The 17,013-nt window shown below is 59.6% G+C and carries 7 protein-coding genes and 1 pseudogene; 6 read left to right on the forward strand and 2 right to left on the reverse strand.

Annotated features, from left to right (window positions below; all coding sequences use genetic code 11):
• The first annotated feature begins 55 nt into the window (after positions 1-55).
• Complete coding sequence (locus GSQ80_RS17830) at positions 56-1,909, forward strand: 2-oxoacid:acceptor oxidoreductase subunit alpha (RefSeq protein WP_158789013.1); 1,854 nt, start codon at positions 56-58, stop codon at positions 1,907-1,909.
• Between the two features lie 2 nt (positions 1,910-1,911).
• Positions 1,912-2,955: a 2-oxoacid:ferredoxin oxidoreductase subunit beta gene (locus GSQ80_RS17835; RefSeq protein ID WP_158789014.1), complete on the forward strand. Its 1,044-nt coding sequence runs from the start codon at positions 1,912-1,914 to the stop codon at positions 2,953-2,955.
• A 62-nt stretch (positions 2,956-3,017) separates the two neighbouring features.
• Here the strand turns inward: GSQ80_RS17835 and GSQ80_RS17840 are convergent, their stop codons facing one another.
• The gene (locus GSQ80_RS17840) at positions 3,018-3,644 is read right to left on the reverse strand and encodes a hypothetical protein (protein ID WP_158789015.1); all 627 of its coding nucleotides are present in this window, start codon (positions 3,642-3,644) and stop codon (positions 3,018-3,020) included.
• Positions 3,645-3,654: 10 nt separating this feature from the next.
• Positions 3,655-8,337 (reverse strand): choice-of-anchor D domain-containing protein, encoded by a 4,683-nt coding sequence (locus GSQ80_RS17845; RefSeq protein ID WP_158789016.1) that lies wholly within the window; start codon positions 8,335-8,337, stop codon positions 3,655-3,657.
• A 437-nt stretch (positions 8,338-8,774) separates the two neighbouring features.
• On the opposite strand from GSQ80_RS17845, the pseudogene GSQ80_RS23990 reads away from it, so the two are divergent.
• From GSQ80_RS23990 to GSQ80_RS17860, 4 genes and pseudogenes are all read left to right on the forward strand, one after another.
• A pseudogene (locus GSQ80_RS23990) lies at positions 8,775-9,008 on the forward strand (transcriptional regulator); the annotation flags it as partial.
• A gap of 702 nt (positions 9,009-9,710) precedes the next feature.
• Positions 9,711-11,120 carry a tetratricopeptide repeat protein gene (locus GSQ80_RS23490; RefSeq protein ID WP_254059747.1) on the forward strand — a complete coding sequence of 470 codons (1,410 nt, stop codon included), beginning with the start codon at positions 9,711-9,713 and terminating at the stop codon, positions 11,118-11,120.
• A gap of 131 nt (positions 11,121-11,251) precedes the next feature.
• Entirely contained in the window at positions 11,252-16,048 is a 4,797-nt protein-coding gene (locus GSQ80_RS17855; protein ID WP_371315736.1) for a DNA glycosylase AlkZ-like family protein, read from the forward strand.
• A complete protein-coding gene (locus GSQ80_RS17860; RefSeq protein ID WP_158789018.1) occupies positions 16,041-16,943 on the forward strand; it encodes an Fpg/Nei family DNA glycosylase in 903 nt (300 codons plus the stop codon). Before GSQ80_RS17855 ends, GSQ80_RS17860 begins: the two co-directional genes overlap by 8 nt.
• The last annotated feature ends 70 nt before the right edge of the window (positions 16,944-17,013 follow it).

Consider the following 17,013-nt stretch of genomic DNA (forward strand, 5'->3'; position numbering starts at 1 on the left):
CCCAACACACATTGCAAAACGCACTCGACGCACCCAAGGATGGAAGGATTTTTAGATGGCTACCAGTAATCTCGACGTTCAGAGTCTCCCCGTTGCAGACTCGACCGTTCACCCTAAGAAAATCGTCAACGATTTCGCGATCAATGTCGCAACGGTCAATGGCTCTGGATCACAGTCGGCCAACAGCATTCTTCTTCGCAGCATCTTCAACATGGGAGTGCCGGTCTCGGGCAAGAATCTATTTCCGTCTAACATTGCTGGTCTGCCCACCTGGTATCTGATTCGCGCCAGTCAGGACGGCTGGGTCGCGCGCAAGAGCGAAAACGACCTCCTGATCGCCATGAACCCCGAGACGGTTCACGAAGACATTCGCAAGCTCGCACCCGGTCGCGCCGTTATCTTTGACGAGGCATTCAATCTCACCGAGCGCCGCGACGACATCGTCTATTACCCGGTTCCGTTCGACAGCCTGGTAGCTGCCACCGGCGCCGAGATGAAGGTCCGCAAGCTCATCAAGAACATGGTGTACGTCGGAGTTGCAGCCCAGCTCCTCTCAATCGACCTCAAGGGCATTGAGAGCATCGTGCGGAAGCAGTTTGCCAAGAAGGTCACGGTAGCCGACCTCAACTGGAACGCAGTCCAGCTCGGCTATGACTACGCCGCCAACTCCCTCACCAAGCAGGATGGCCTGGTCGTTGAGCCCATGAGCGCCACCCGGGGCAAGATCATCATCGACGGCAATGCCGCCGCCGCCATGGGCGCCATGTTCGCGGGCGTCACCGTCGTCGCCTGGTACCCGATCACGCCTTCGACCAGCATCGTCGAAGACCTCATCAAATACATGAAGACCTACCGCGTCGAGAAAGATGGCAAAGCAAGTTTCGCCATCGTCCAGGCAGAGGACGAACTCGCCGCCATCGGCATGGTGCTCGGCGCGGGCTGGGCGGGTGCCCGTTCCATGACCGCAACCTCAGGTCCCGGCATTTCGCTCATGGCAGAGTTCGCCGGCCTCGGCTACTTCGCCGAAATCCCGGGCGTCATCTTCGACGTGCAGCGCACCGGCCCCTCGACTGGTCTGCCCACCCGCACTGCCCAGGGCGACGTAGCGTTCATCGCGGGCCTCTCCCACGGCGACACCAAGCATGTCCTGTTGTTCCCGGGCACAGTCCGGGAGTGCTTCGAGTTTGCCACCCAGGCCTTCGATCTCGCCGAGTCGCTTCAGACTCCAGTCTTCGTCCTCTCCGACCTCGACCTCGGCATGAACAACTGGATGTCCGAGCCGTTCGATTATCCCGAGAAGCCGCTCGCGCGCGGCAAGATCCTCAACGCCCAGCAGCTTGAAGAAGCCGGCGGATTCGCCCGCTATAAGGATGTCGACGGCGATGCGATTACCTATCGCACCCTCCCCGGCACGCCTCACCCAAAGGCCGCATACTTCACCCGCGGCAGCGGTAAGAACGAGAAGGCTCAATACACCGAGCGTCCTGAGGATTACGAGTACAACATGCGTCGTCTCGCGCGTAAGTTCGAGACCGCCAAGACCTATGTTCCCAAACCTGTTCTCGAAGCCTCCGGCAACCACAAGATTGGCATCATCGCCTTCGGCAGCAGCCACGTAGCCGTGATTGAAAGCCGCAGCCAGCTCGAACGCGAGTCGAAGATCGAGACCGACTACCTCCGCGTCCGTGCCTATCCCTTCACCCAGGAAGTCGAAGACTTCGTCGCCAGTCACGAAATCATCTATGTCGTCGAGCAGAACCGCGACGGCCAACTCCTGAACCTCATGAAAGTTGACCTGGATCCAGCCCAGGCAACCAAGCTGCACTCCATCGTTTATTTCGGCGGCCTTCCGCTCGACGCCCGCACAGTTACCGAGGCCATCGCCTCACACCAAGGAGCAACCAAGTAATCATGGCGACCTCACCTGTTATCCCAACACCGAAAACCAACGTCATCGGTCTCGAGATCCTCGAATACCGCGGCGGCAAATCGACCCTCTGCGCCGGCTGCGGACACAATGCGATCTCTGAGCGCATCCTCGAAGCCTATTACGAGATGGGCATTCAGCCCGAGACGGTAATGAAGATGAGCGGCATCGGCTGCTCCTCCAAGTCGCCGGCCTACTTTATGTCACGCTCCTTCAGCTTCAATTCCGTGCACGGACGCATGCCGTCGGTGGCCACGGGCGCTATCCTCGCCAACAAGACCATGCGCAGCATCGGCATCAGCGGCGACGGCGACACGGCCTCCATCGGCGTTGGCCAGTTTATTCACCTGCTCCGCCGCAATCTCCCCATCATCTACATCATCGAGGACAACGGCGTCTACGGTCTCACCAAGGGCCAGTTTTCCGCGACCGCCGACATTGGCTCCAAGCTGAAGACTGGCGTGGTCAACGACATGCCACCCATCGATGTCTGCGCGCTTGCGATCCAGCTAGGCGCAACCTTCGTCGGCCGCTCGTTCTCGGGCGACAAGAAGCAGCTCTCCGCGATGCTCAAAGCCGCCATTGCCCACAAGGGCACGGTGCTGCTCGACATCATCTCGCCCTGCGTTACCTTCAACGATCACGAAGGCTCGACCAAGAGCTACAAGTACATGAAGGAGCATGACGAGCTGGTCAACGAAACCGGCTTCATCGCCCAGTTCGAGAACATCTCCGTCGAGTACGATCCCGACACCACCGTCGACGTCGAGCTGCATGATGGCTCTCACCTGCGTCTCCGCAAGCTGCATGAAGACTACACCCCCACCAGCAAAACAGGCGCCGTCAACATGCTCATGGAGGCCCACGAAAAAGGCGAAGTCCTCACCGGCGTCTTCTACATCAACACCGAAGAACTCGACTTCGCCAGCCGCCTCAACATGGTGGACGAGCCGCTCGCAACCCTGCCAGAAGATCGCGTTCGCCCCAGCCGCGAAGTCTTCGCAGAACTCATGCGCGCCCACGCATAAAACGATTGTTTCAGAAAAATGGCTCTGATCCGAAAGGGTCAGAGCCGTTCCTCTTTAACCTGCTAGCGAGGGCCAATGCGAAAAGCAATCCCAGTCGTCACGCGAAGATCATTCTGATGATCGTTCACAGCATTTGGCAGCCGCGAGTAGACGTAATTCACCTCAACGATGTTCCACGCAAAATGCCGGCTCAGCAAGCGACTGACGCCGCCGCCGCCACTCACTGCAAACGCCTGGCTGTTCCGCACAAACGCATAGTTTGAGAGCTCGTCGGACCCTCCTACCAGCACCTGCGCATACGGCGTAAACCTGCTCGCCGATCGATACGAATAGCGCGGCCCGAATAAATAGTCGAACACCGTAATCGTCTGCGGCGTGTCATTGATATTGTGCGCGTGGGTAGTCTGCAGGTCTGCAACCATGCTGAGACCATGCGGCATATTAACTACTAAATTTCCGCCGCCGCCGTTCATCGAAAAGCATCCGCACGCCGCCGGTGGCGCATTCGCCCGCACATACGCATAATCCAGGCCGACATCCACCGCACTTGTCTGCCCCGGCTCCAATCCAAACACCATCGTCGGCCGCGCCTGTGCTCGACCGTGAAAGGGAAGCGCGACGACTACCAGCGCGACGAATCCCTTGATCGCCGCCGCACCTACCGCTGAGAAGGTTCTATCCAATCGCATCGCGTCTCTCCTACTGAACCGTCAGCGTGACGGTGGTGGAATGTTGAGTGGAACCGCTCGTACCGGTCACGGTAACGGTGTATGTCCGGGCCGGAGCCTGCGAGTAATATCCGCCGCCGCAACCCGTCAGCATCGCCGCCCCCACGCTGAGCAGCAGGCACAGCAGCCCGGAACCCAGCCGCCAGATTCGCTCTCTGCGCCTCCACCAAAGTAGCGGTATGCAGAATGCCAAGGTAACGCCAGGCATCCAGCGCCAGCCGCTCGGCGCATGGGCCTGCGCAGTGAGCGAAGCCGTCTGGATCGTCAGCACGCTCCCCTCGCTCTCGCCGCCCGGTGTCACCGACGCCGGCGCAAACGTAGCCGTCGCGCCCGTAGGCAATCCCGTGGCGCTCAGCGCGACCGCATTGCTGAAGTCCCCGTTCACCGAGCCGACTGTGACCTGATACGTCGCCACGCCGCCGTAGTTCACAGTCTCTATAGCCGGCGTGACGCTCACCGTAAAGTCCGGTGCCGCAATCCCCGCGCCGCTCAAAGAAGCAGTCTGTGGCGAACCCGCCGCAGAGTCCGCCACAGAAACCGTTGCCGTGAAGCTCGCCACCGAGCTCGGCGTGAACGTCACCTCGATCGTGCACGAGGCCCCCGCCGCCAGCGACTCACCGCAAGTTGTCGTCTCGGCAAAGTCCGATGCATTCGTCCCGCCAATCGCGACGCCCGAGATCGTCATCGCTGCATTGCCCGTGTTCGAGAGCGTCACCGTCTGCGCACTCGCAGTCGCTCCCGTAACCACGTTCCCGAAGCTAACCGTACTCGGCGAAAGTGCAGCAATCGGAGCCGCCGGAGCCGTTCCCGATCCACTCAGCGTCGCCGTCTGCGGTGAGCCCGTCGCGTTATCCGCAACCGAAACCGTCGCCGCAAAGCTCGCCACCGAACCCGGCGTGAACGTCACCGAGATCGTGCACGTAGCTCCCGCAGCCAGCGAACCTCCGCACGTATTCGTCTCTGCAAAGTCACTAGGATTCGCGCCAACAATCGTGATCCCCGAGATTGTCAGCGCCGCGTTGCCTGTATTCGACAGCGTCAGCATCTGCGCACTCGACGTCACGCCCGACGCCACACTCCCGAAGCTCAGCGTCCCCGGAGAGAGCGTCGCAGTGGGTGCCGCTGCAGCCGTTCCCGTCCCTTGCAGCGTAATGCTCGAAGGGCTCGCCAGGGCATTGCTGGCTACGCTAATCGACCCCGTCTGCGCCCCGGTTGCTGTGGGAGTAAACGTCACCGTCAGGGTGCAGGTTTCGCTCGGACTATACCCGCCATCCGTCTCCTGTTCGCAGGTTCCTCCCGTGACGCTGAAGGGCCCCGTGGCAGTAAAGTTCAGGCTATTGAAGTTCAGGAAGTTGTTACCCGTATTCTCGACCGTAACGGTCAGCGGCGCGCTCGTCGTGCCCGTCGCCTGGTTGCCAAACTGCAGCAATCCCGTTGGTCCAGCCGACAGCACCTGCGGCGTCCCCGTTATCGGAATGAGCACGTTGCCGTTGTTGTCGATTCCTGGCTGTCCAACACCAGACAGTAATGCCGCCGTCGCTGGTCCTCCCAGCCCGCCGGTCCCGCCCCCCGCGAATGTGGAGATGTACCCCTGGTTGCTAGCCTTGCGTAGAGTCGTTCCATTCGAAATAAAGATGTCATCGGCTTCGTTGAGCGTAATCGACAGGGGAGTAATCTCCGCGCTGGTGGCTACGCCGCCATCTCCCGTATTGCCCGCGGTCCCGTTACCAGCCGCGGTCGAAATCAGCCCCGGCTCGAAGTTTTCGTTGATGTAGCGTATGCGGTAATTCAGCGAGTCCGCAATATAGATGTTCCCGTTGCGATCACTCGCCACACTGGTCGGCGCATTCAACTCCGCGGTGTTTGCTTGTATGTTGTCGCCGTTATATCCGGCCATGCCCGCGCCGCCCGGCGCCTGCACACCCGCGAACAGCGTCGCCACGCCTATAGACGTCACCTTCACCACAATCTGTTGCGTTGGTTCCGCAATGTACAGATTGCCGGAAGGATCAAAGGCAATCCCCGCAGGAGCGAGCACGACAGCCGCTCCCGTGCCTCCATTGAAGTAGGTGCCACTGCCTCCTCCGACAAAGGTCGTAATCGTGTGGGTCGTCGCATTCACCTCGCGAATGCGAAGATTGCCGGAGTCAGAAATGTAGACATTTCCCAGTCCATCAACCGCGAGGCCTGACGGTGCATTCAGATGGGCCGCGTTTGCCGGGCCGTTATCGCCGCTAAAGCTGCCAGCGCTGCCTTGAACACCCGCAAACGTTGTGATGTTTCCGGTGGTATCGAGCTTCAACACCACGTTTGCGGTCGGCTCCGCGATGTATACATTTCCACTAAAGTCCACCGCCACCGCGCTCGGTCCGCACAGCTGCGTTTCCAGGGCCGGGCCTGGCTCCGCCGGGCTCACACAGTTTATTGGCATCGTGCCGGTTCCTGCAATCGCGCTCAGGACGGTTGGCGTGAACTGCACCTGGGGCTCCGCCGCAGGCGTTCCTACACCGCTTAGTGTGATCGTTTGTGGCGAGCCGCTGGCGCTATCCGCTACCGAAAGTGTTGCCGAAGATCCGCCGACGACCGTTGGAAAGAAGTTGATCAGATAGGTGCAGCTGGCTCCCGCGGCAAGCGTGCTTGTGCAAGTAGAAGTTGGATAGATTACGAACTCACTCGCGTTTGTTCCCGTGATGCTCGCCACGATATTGGTGAGGGTCGCAGTGCCGGTATTGGTCAGCGTAGCTGTACCTTGCGTGTAATTGCTATTCACCGCGACGTTTGGGAACACCAGCGGATTCGGCGACAGGCCAGCAATCGGCGCCGACGCCGATGTTCCATTGCCGGACAAACTGAAGCTCACCGATGGCGCATTTCCCGGTCCCACATCCGTCACCGAGACGCTTCCCGTTGCGCTATAACTCTGTACTGCTGTCGGCGCAAACGTCACGTTCAAAGTGCACGTCGCATTGACGGCTACGCTGGCGCAGCCGCTGCCCAGGGTCGCGGTGAATGCTGGATCCGTCGTGCTGACGCTATACGCATCTGCGGCGAAACCGTATCCCTGGTTCGTCAACGTGATCGACTGTGTCGTGCTCGTCGTCCCGTCCGTCTGCGATCCAAAGTTGAGCGACGTCGGCGATCCGACCAGGTAGGCCCCGCTGATCGTCGCGGAGAGCGCCACCGTCTGAGTGACAGCCGTCTGGTTCAGCGAGTTGGTTGTGAACGTCAGCGTTCCCGTAAAGTCTCCCGGATTCGCCGACGTGAATCCGAGCTGGACCTGGCACAGGGCGCCGGGAGCGATGGTTGTCGATGACGTGCAGTTTCCCGAAGGCAGTGTTCCGATCGTGAACGTCGCAGATCCGCTTAGGGCCAGCCCTGAGATCGTGAGCGGCTCGTTGCCGCCGTTGTATAACGTAATCGTCTGTGCGGTTGCGGCTGTCCCAGGCTGTTGCGCTCCAAAGGCCACGGCGCCCGAAGAGCGGTTCACGACGTCCAGGTTGGTGTAGTTCTCGACGAAGACGGTGCCATCCGGCCCGATCGAAGCTCCCAGTGGGGAAGCGGCTGTATCGATGGATGCTTCCAACGTCCCATATCCCGTTGCCGGCAGCTCGGCCACGCCGCCAGCCGTGTACCGCATCGCGTAGAGCGTGTCAGCGGCATCCGTAAACAATCCCTCGCTGGCCCCCACCGTGTTGACTTCCGTCTGCGTCCCGCCAGGCGTTAACTCATTGATGGTGTACCCGCCGATGAATACGTTGCCCGCGTCGTCAACCGTCATAATGCTGGGCTGCGTGATCGCCGGGGCGATCGTCACATCGGTCGGACTTCCGGTCGGAGGAAAAATATAGATGTTCGCATAATCGGCCTCATAGACCGTGCCCGTATTGCCCACCGTAGCCGACTGAATATATCCCGGGCTGGGAGTAGGCCACGGAAAAGTGTCTTGGACCCCCCGCACAGTATCGTAGGTGGTGATCGCGGAGTTGGGCTTCTGGTCGGCAATGTACAGAACACCCGCACCGTCGATGGCGATCGTCCGCGGAGAGCTGAGACCTGTGATCGGCATCGCCGTAATCACTCCCGCCTTCGTCCGCTGCAAGACAGTGTTCTGTTCGGTTTCCAGGATGTAGAGCACCCCATTCTCATCCACTACCGAGTCGTAGAGATAACCCGCTTCAGAAACCGAGGTGCTGAACATTCCGGGTTGCAGCAATGCAAATGGGCTCTCACCGATTCCGTACACCAGCACCGTGGCCAGTCGTGTCGTGCCATTCATCAGGAACAGCGCGTCTCTCCGCCCGCCCGGATACGTAGGCGTAAACTTCACCGACACAGTGCAACTCTGGCTCCCCAACGATCCCGTGCAGCTCACCGCTCCTGCGGTGTAAGACAGTCCATAGTGCATGGTCGCCGTCGGCGTGATCAGGCTGCTGAACCCCGTGATCGTAAACGTCTCAGTAAGGCTCTCGGCCGTCCCGGCGGAGATTCCCACCTGGGCCGAGGTGAAGGTCAGGCTCGTGCTCGCCGGCGTTACCGTTTGCGCGAATCCCGGCACGACCATCCCGAAGAGAATGAGTGCAACCCCAAACCGAGCTAAACACGTCGATTTGAGACGCGAAACCGGGCTAAGTATGTCGTAAATTGAACCGCTCACCGGAGCCTCCTTATGTCCTCGCTCTGCCGCGAGCCCTTCATTCCGCCTCGTTGTTTGGGACCAGGACACGATCCCTGGCCGTCCCGATGTCCTAGCTTCAGTTCCTGCGCCTTCTCTTCGGATAAGGGTTCCGGTACCGGAAACATTGGGTTTCCGCACAAAGGACACGTCTTGGGCCCACCCCAGGACGTTCCTTCGAGCACCAGGGTTTGCTCTCTCTCGCTCACCGTCACCTCGGTGCGCACGCTATGGTGCGTTCCGTCGTCATGCGACTCGACGCGGAAGAGCATTGCTCGTTCCCTCAACCATTGGTAAAGTCGTGTCACCAAGCTCCTCGAAATTCAGCGTGCGCGAATTGTGCGCATCGCGCTGCAAGAACGCCAGTGACCCATTCTGACCGCGACTGACAAGTTGTGAATGGCGATAAACTCAAATAAATGAGTGAGATATTCCAGTTCGGTGAGTTCCGGATTGACCCCTTGGAACGCACATTGCGGCGCAATGACAGCGCCGTGACGTTGCAACGTCGCGCATTTGACGTGTTGCTTTATCTCGTCCAAAACCCCGGACGGGTCGTCACCAAGGATGAATTGTTGAAGAACGTCTGGCCAGATGCCTTCGTAGACGAGAACAATCTCACCCAAAGCATCTCTGTACTGCGAAAAGCTCTCGATCAACCCCCCGGAGGAAGCAACTACATTACGACTCTCCCCGGCCGTGGCTATCAATTTGTTGTTCCAGTACAGATTCTCGGGCAATCCGAAGGTGCTGGTCAGCGAAGAAGGCTCGGAGATACGCCGCAGGGTGGAAGCCTGTTGCTTCAGCAGCGCACCGTGACCACCAGCATCGTCACGGAGGAGAAGCACACGCGGCGAAGGACCTCTATCTGGGGTTGGGTCGTAATTGCGGCGCTCACCTCGGGGCTAATTGCGATCATCTTTGCAGGCAATGCCCTATGGAAACGTCTTCACCCAAAGCCATCTGTAGCGACCGTCGTGTTGGCGGATTTTGTCAATTCCACGGGAGATGTGACGTTTGATCGCACGCTCAAGCGGGCCCTCAACATCGATCTGGAGCAGTCTCCCTACATGAATGTCTTGAGCGAGCGTGCGGGAGTAAGCACGCTTCTCTTCATGGGACGGAAGAGTGATACGCCGATTACCGCAGATATCGGCCAGGAGATTTGTGAGCGTACCAACCGGCAAGCTCTGCTTACGGGCACGATATCGACCGTCGGGAACAAATACCTCGTAACATTGGAGGCTTCATCCTGCACTACGGGGAAGCAACTGGCCAGCGCAAAGGCAGAGGCGAAGAGCAAAGAACAGGTTCTCGAGGCACTCGACACCGTTGCTGAACGCGTCCGCAGAGGTTTGAATGAGTCCGCCGAGTCCGTTCAGAGTTACGAGGTGCCGCTGCGAGTCGCTACGACGCCATCATTAGAAGCGTTGAGAGCCTATTCCATAGGGAAATACCTGCAATCGCAGGGTAGCAGTCGAAGCGACATCATTGCTGCCTATCAGCGAGCCGTCGAGCTGGATCCTCAGTTTGCGATGGCTTACCGTGAACTCGCAGTTGAGAATGTAAACAGCGGCCAAAACACTGTTGGCGCCGAATATTACAAGAAGGCCCTGGATCTGAGCGACCATATCAGCGCATATGAGCAGCTTGTCATTCGGGCTGGATATTACGCCTATGGACAGCATGATCTGATTGCAGGGATCAAGGCAAACCAGGTATTGGCGTCGGCCTATCCTCAAGACGTCGTTGCAACAGTCAATATCACCGATGAATACCTGAAGTTGGGACAATATGGTCCCGCGATCGCGACCGGCGAGCGGGGCGTAAAGCAATTCCCAACGAATGCGCTAATGTATGAAAACCTCGCCGAGGCCTATAAAGGCGTAAACCGCTTCGAAGATTGTAAGAGAGCAACATTGATGGCTGCGCGAGTCGGCAGGGGAGATACGGGGCTGCACCTCAACCTATTTGAGATCGCATTGGCGGAAGATGACGAAGATTCGCTTACTCGGGAGACAAAGTGGTTTGAGACTCACGAGGATGGGACGAGCGTATGGTATTTCCCATCCTTTCGCGGCGGAGCGGCTGCGGTCCAGGGAAGATATCGACAAGCGCGGGATCTCTTTCAGGCGGCTTATCAAAATGCCGAACGAGTGAAGTTGCCGGAAACTGCAGACAAAATATTGACCGATGAGGCCCTGGTTGAGTTGAAGCTTGGTCTGCCTGAAGCGTCTCGAATGGCGCTGGATCGAATTCATCCTGCCGATTCTGGAACCGCAGATTATGCCCAACTCCGAGCAGAGTTGGGAGATCCGTCGGCGGCGCAAGCATTTCTTGCCGCACACAGCAGTCCGTCGCCGGACACGTTGCTGACGTACGTAGACTTGCCGCGGATCCGTGCGGTCTTGGCATTGGAACACGGAAAGCCGCTGGATGCGATCTCCGCGCTAGAGTTGGCGAGGCCGTATGAAATGCGCGATTACAACATTCTGTCGCTTCGCGGGCAGGCTTTTCTGCGAGCCGGCCAACCTGGCAGGGCAATCGATGAATATAAGAAAATTTTGGGGAATCGGGGAATAGACCCGACATCCGTTCTCTATCCATTGGCATATTTAGGCATGGCTCGGTCCTATGCGGTACTTGGAAACATGAGTGCAAGTCGCGGTCAGTATGAGGCTTTTCTTACCGCATGGAAAAACGCGGATCGTGATCTTCCGGTTTTGAAAGATGTAAATACGGAGCTCGGCAAGCTGCGAATCTAGCGGATTCTCGATCATCGCTACTGGCCTTCCTCGACTTTCGTACGTAGGACCTTTGCGCAGAGCCGATTCATGTCCCGCGGTGTTGCATCTAATCTGCAGCACCATCGAAGGTGGCCCCGGAGCGGGATCAAGTGGCTGGACGCAAACTGACACCAGGGAAGACGAGAATATCGCCGGGTCGGCGGAGCGGTGCATCTGCCGCCAGCAGCAGCGATGTGCTCGATCTTTTCCATCCGATCACCGCCGAATGGTTTCGTGCGGTTTTTGATGACGCCACTGCGCCGCAGAGGGAAGGCTGGCCCGCGATCTCACGCGGGGAGTCCACGCTTATCCTCGCGCCCACCGGCACAGGCAAGACGCTGACGGCCTTCCTCTGGTGTCTCGACAAGCTTATGCTGCGCGAGCCCGCGACGGGGAAGGGATGCCGCATCCTCTATATTTCGCCGCTCAAGGCGCTGGCTGTTGATGTGGAGCGGAATCTTCGCTCGCCGCTTGCGGGCATCGCAAATATGGCGCAACGCAAAGGTGTCCCGGTGCACATGCCGGAGATCAGTGTCCGTACCGGCGACACGTCTCCGAAAGATCGCGCGCGCTTTAGGAATCACCCTGGCGAGATTTTGATCACCACGCCTGAGTCTCTTTACCTTCTGCTGACCTCGGACGCGGGAGAAGCGCTTCGCTCGGTCGAGACAGTTATTATCGACGAGATCCATGCGCTAGTGCCGACGAAGCGAGGTGCGCACATGGCGCTCTCGCTCGAACGGCTGGAGGCGCTCGCGGGTCGACCGATTCAGCGCATCGGGTTGAGCGCGACCCAGCGCCCTCTGGAAGAAGTCGCTCGTTTTCTCACGGGAGCGGTCGGAGTCGGCACTGAGCTGACGGGCGAGAGACTCGCGATCGAGAGCGAGAGCGAGATCACCGTGGATGGGGTTTTGAAGGAAGACGAGGGAGGCGATGGGCGGCTGGTAAAGGGAGAAGTTGCCGGGCCGCGCTATCGTCCCGTGACGATCGTGAATGCGGGCACGCGTAAGACGCTGGAGTTGAGGGTTGAAGTCCCAGTGGAAGATATGGCAAAGCTCGGGGAGATCGACGAGCTGCCCAGCGGGCCGGCTTCGCAAGGCCCCAAGCGCACCAGCATCTGGCAGAGCATCCATCCACGTCTACTCGAGATCGTTCGCGGGCGGACCTCGACATTGATCTTTGTGAATGCGCGTCGTGTGGCTGAGCGGCTTGCCGGCGCATTGAACGAGCTTGCCGGCGAGCCCATTGCACGGGCGCATCATGGATCGCTGGCAGCGGCGCAGCGCAGTGAAATCGAGGAGATGCTGAAGGCAGGCAAGATCAAGGCACTCGTTTGTACGTCGTCGCTCGAGCTTGGTATCGATATGGGCGCGGTAGATCTGGTTGTCCAGATTGAGGCGCCGCCGAGTGTCGCCAGCGGCATGCAGCGCATCGGACGCGCGGGTCACCAGGTGGGCGCGCCGTCAACAGGCATCATCTTTCCGAAGTATCGCGCGGACCTGGTGGCCTGCGCCGCAGTCACGCAGGCGATGCACGAAGGCCACGTGGAGTCGACGCGTTTTTTACGTAATCCGCTCGACGTACTGGCGCAGCAGATGGTTGCCGTCATCGCGCAGCCCCCGCTTCCCGCAGCTGAGGTCGAACGTCGCCGCAAACGCAAGGCAAGCGAGGAAGAAGAAGCGCCTGGAATTTCCTACGAGGCTCTCCTCGGACTCGTGCGCAGTGCCGCTCCCTTCGCGGGATTGAGCGTTGCGGTATTTGATGGCGTGTTGGACATGCTTGCTGGCCGCTATCCCTCTGACGAGTTCGCCGAACTACGTCCGCGTGTCACATGGGACCGCACGCGCAATTGGATTACGCCGCGCCAAGGTGTGAAGCGCATCGCTATCCTGAACGGCGGGACGATTCCGGATCGCGGCCTGTATGGCGTGTTTCTGAGCGGATCCAGCAAGCCACTGCGTGTAGGCGAGCTGGACGAAGAGATGGTCTTCGAAGCGCGCGCCGGCGAGACCTTCGTGCTCGGCGCATCAACCTGGCGGATCGACGAGATCACGCACGACCGCATGCTTGTAAGCCCCGCACCCGGCGAGCCCGGAAAGATGCCGTTCTGGCATGGAGACCGGCCAGGCAGGCCGATTGAGTTCGGCCGCCGCATCGGCGCGCTCATGCGCGAACTGCGCGGGATGCCTCGGAGCGCCGCGATCGCAAAACTCACTAGGGACCACGATCTCGATCCGCAGGCTGCAGAGAATGTGTTGCGCTTTCTTGTCGACCAGGAACTGGCGACTACCGAAGTGCCGGATGATCGCACGATCGTAATCGAACGCGTGCGCGACGAGCTTGGCGATTGGCGAGTGTGCGTTCTTACGCCGCTCGGCAGCCGCATCCACGCGCCCTGGGCGATGGCTGCAACTGCCAGGCTGAAGGTTGCCGGGTTCGACGTCGAAACGATGTGGAGCGAAGATGGATTCGTTCTTCGCTTTCCCGAAACCGACGCGCCACCGGAGATCGACTCCCTGCTGATGGGTTCGGAAGAGGCCGCACAGCTCGTCATGCAGCAACTGGGTTCTACGGCGCTATTTGCGGCGAAATTTCGCGAAGCCGCCTCCCGCGCGTTACTTCTGCCGCGCCGACGCGCCGACGGCCGCACGCCGCTGTGGCAGCAGCGCAAGCGTGCCTACGATCTGCTGAGCGTCGCTTCGCGCTATGCCAGCTTTCCCATATTGCTTGAGGCCTATCGCGAGTGTCTCCGCGATGTTTTCGACATGCCTGCTCTGATGGAAACACTTCGTGCCATCGCCAGCCGTTCCATCCGCGTTCATGTCACTGACTCCCGAACCCCGTCACCCTTCGCCGCGTCGCTGCTCTTTAGCTATGTGGCGAACTACATCTATGACGGCGATGCGCCCCTCGCCGAACGCCGCGCGCAAGCTCTGAGTATCGACCAAGAACAGCTGCGTGAGCTGCTCGGGGATGCCGACTTGCGTGAGCTACTCGACGTCGGCGCCATCGAGGAAGTTGAAGAGCAACTGCAGTGCGTCGTCGATGCCTACAAGGCGCGGTCGATGGATGGCGTACACGATCTCCTGCTGCGGCTTGGGAATATGACGCGCGCAGAAATCGCAATACGCAGCACAAGCAAGGACGTAGCCGCCAGCGTCGACCGACTTATCAAAGCCCGTCGAGCGCTGGAGTTGATGGTCGCGGGCGAAAAGCGGGTGATGGCCGTCGAAGACGCAGCACGCGTGCGAGATGCGCTTGGCGTTCCGCTCCCGCCTGGCCTTCCTACGGCATTTCTCGAACCCGCTCCCGATGCATTGCTCGATATAGTTCGTCGTTATGCCCGCACGCACGGTCCGTTCACCACGAATGATCTCGCTCAGCGATATTCGCTTCCAAAGGCTTCTGTGGAAGCCACGTTACAGCGTCTCGTCGGCATGGGCCGCGTTGCAGAAGGTGGATTTCGTCCTGGCGGCGTCAATCGCGAATGGATTGACGCCGAGGTGCTGCGCTCCGTCCGCCGCAAGTCCCTCGCGAAGCTGCGCAAAGAAGTCGAGCCGGTCGAGCAGCGCACCCTGGCGCGACTATTTACGCGCTGGCAGGGAGTCATGCAGCCTCGTCGCGGACTGGACGCGTTGCTGGACGTTATCGAAAACCTACAGGGCGCGCCGCTTCCTGCGAGCCTACTTGAGAGAGAGATCCTGCCCGCACGCATCGTGGAGTATAAATCTGCCGATCTTGATACATTGATTGCCGCTGGCGAAGTGGTCTGGGTTGGTTTGGATCCGCTGGGGGAGCGCGATGGGAGGGTAGGGCTCTACCTGGCCGAAAAGCTACCGTTGCTTTGGCCGATGAAACCAGGCGGGAGCGAAGAGCCTCTGAGCGAGCGGGAGCAGACGATCGTTGCGTATTTGCAACGCAACGGAGCCTCGTTCTTTCAACCGCTGCACGATGGTATCGGCGGCGGATATCCGGGCGAGACGCTGGAGGCTCTCTGGTCATTGGTGTGGCGGGGCTTGCTTACCAACGACGCGCTGCACGCGTTGCGCGCCTACTGCGAGAAGCCGGCGGGTACGGGGCACAATGCAAGGCCTGCGCGACGGGTACACAATCAGAGCAGCTTTCGCAGCCGCCGCACAACGCCACCGACAGGACAGGGCCGGTGGAGCTTGAATGTCGTGGCCTTCGATACCACGCGCGATACCCCAGCCGGGCAGACTGCGTGGAGTCATGCGATTGCGCAACAGTTGCTGACGCGGTACGGCGTTGTGTTTCGTGAGACGGCGCATGCGGAGAATCTTCCCGGCGGATTTTCTGCGGTGTACGACGTACTGAAGGCATTGGAAGAGAGTGGCCGGGTTCGTCGGGGGTACTTTGCGGCCGCTCTTGGGGCGACGCAGTTTGCGATGCCTGCGGCTGTCGATCTGCTGCGCTCGCTGCGGATCACGCAGCAGGAGCAGAGCGAAGTGGTGATGCTGGCCGCGACGGATCCGGCGAACCCGTATGGGTCGCTGCTGCGCTGGCCGACGGCGCCTGAAGAAGGTTCGTCGCTTACGCGCAGCGTCGGCGCGCGCGTCGCTCTCGTCGATGGTGCTCTCGCGGCATATATCCGGCGTGGGAATCCAAACCTACAAGTCTTGCTGCCCGAAGAAGAACCTCAGCGTTCGCAGACGGCGCGAGCACTCGCCGAGTTCCTTGTGCAGCATGTTCAACGTGGAGATAACCCCGAAGGCCGCGGACGCACCAGCATGTTGATTACCCAGGTAAACGGCGTTCCTGTCGCCGAGCATCCGCTTGCCCGCTTCCTGCTCGATGCAGGCTTCCAGGCAGCTCCACTCGGTTTTAACGTGCGGCGCAATCTGCCTTCGCTTCCAGGTCGCGCCGCAGAAGCGAGGCCGGATGCCTGAAGGCGACACGATTTACCGGGCGGCCCGCGCTCTTCAGAGAGCTCTTGGCAGCAAGGTCGTCACCGCGTTTGAAACGGGTTTGGCGAAACTTGCGCGCGTCAACGATGACTCGCCGTTGGTTGGCCGCACCGTCGAGAAGGTGGAAGCTCGTGGCAAATGGTGCCTCATCTTCTTGTCGGGCGACTTAATTCTCGTCACGCACATGCTCATGAACGGTACGTGGCACATCTATAGGACCGGCGAGAAGTGGTGGCAGCCAAAGAACCGGATGCGCGTGGCCATCAGCTGCGGCGACTATCAGGCCGTTGCGTTCAATGTCCCAATTGCCGAGTTTCATACGGCTCGCTCACTTGAACGCAACTCGCAGATCCCCAGACTCGGCCCGGATGTGTTGGCTGACGAGTTCTCCATCGAAGCGGGCGTTCAGGTACTGCTTCAACGCGCTGCTTCCCATCCCGCGGACGAGATCGCCGTGGTGCTGCTCAATCAAAGGGTACTCGCAGGTCTTGGCAATGTGTACAAGAGCGAAGCCGCCTTTGCTGCCGGTGTAAACCCTTTTCGTCCGATGAGCAGCATCACCGAACGCGAAATGCTGGCGATGATTGACGCCTCACACAAATTTATGAAAGCTAACGTGCTCGATGGTTCTGGCAACGAAATTGTCACCTATGCCGGGAACCGTCGGACGACACACTTCATGGATTCAAGTGACCGGTTGTGGGTTTACGGACGCCAGGGGAAGGAATGCCGCCGCTGCGGCGCCAGCATCCTGATGCGCAAACAGGGCGAACAGGCGCGCTCCACTTACTGGTGCCCGAATTGCCAACCCCGGCATGCGGCTGATGGACAGCAGGACAAAGCTACCGTTGCATTGCCGACAGTTGCGAAGAGATAAACTCTTGGGAATATAGAGTCGCGTAGAGCTGCGAGGGAGATTCTTTCAGCATTTGAAATATACGTATTTC

The organism is Granulicella sp. L46, from assembly GCF_009765785.1.
GTDB lineage: Bacteria > Acidobacteriota > Terriglobia > Terriglobales > Acidobacteriaceae > Granulicella.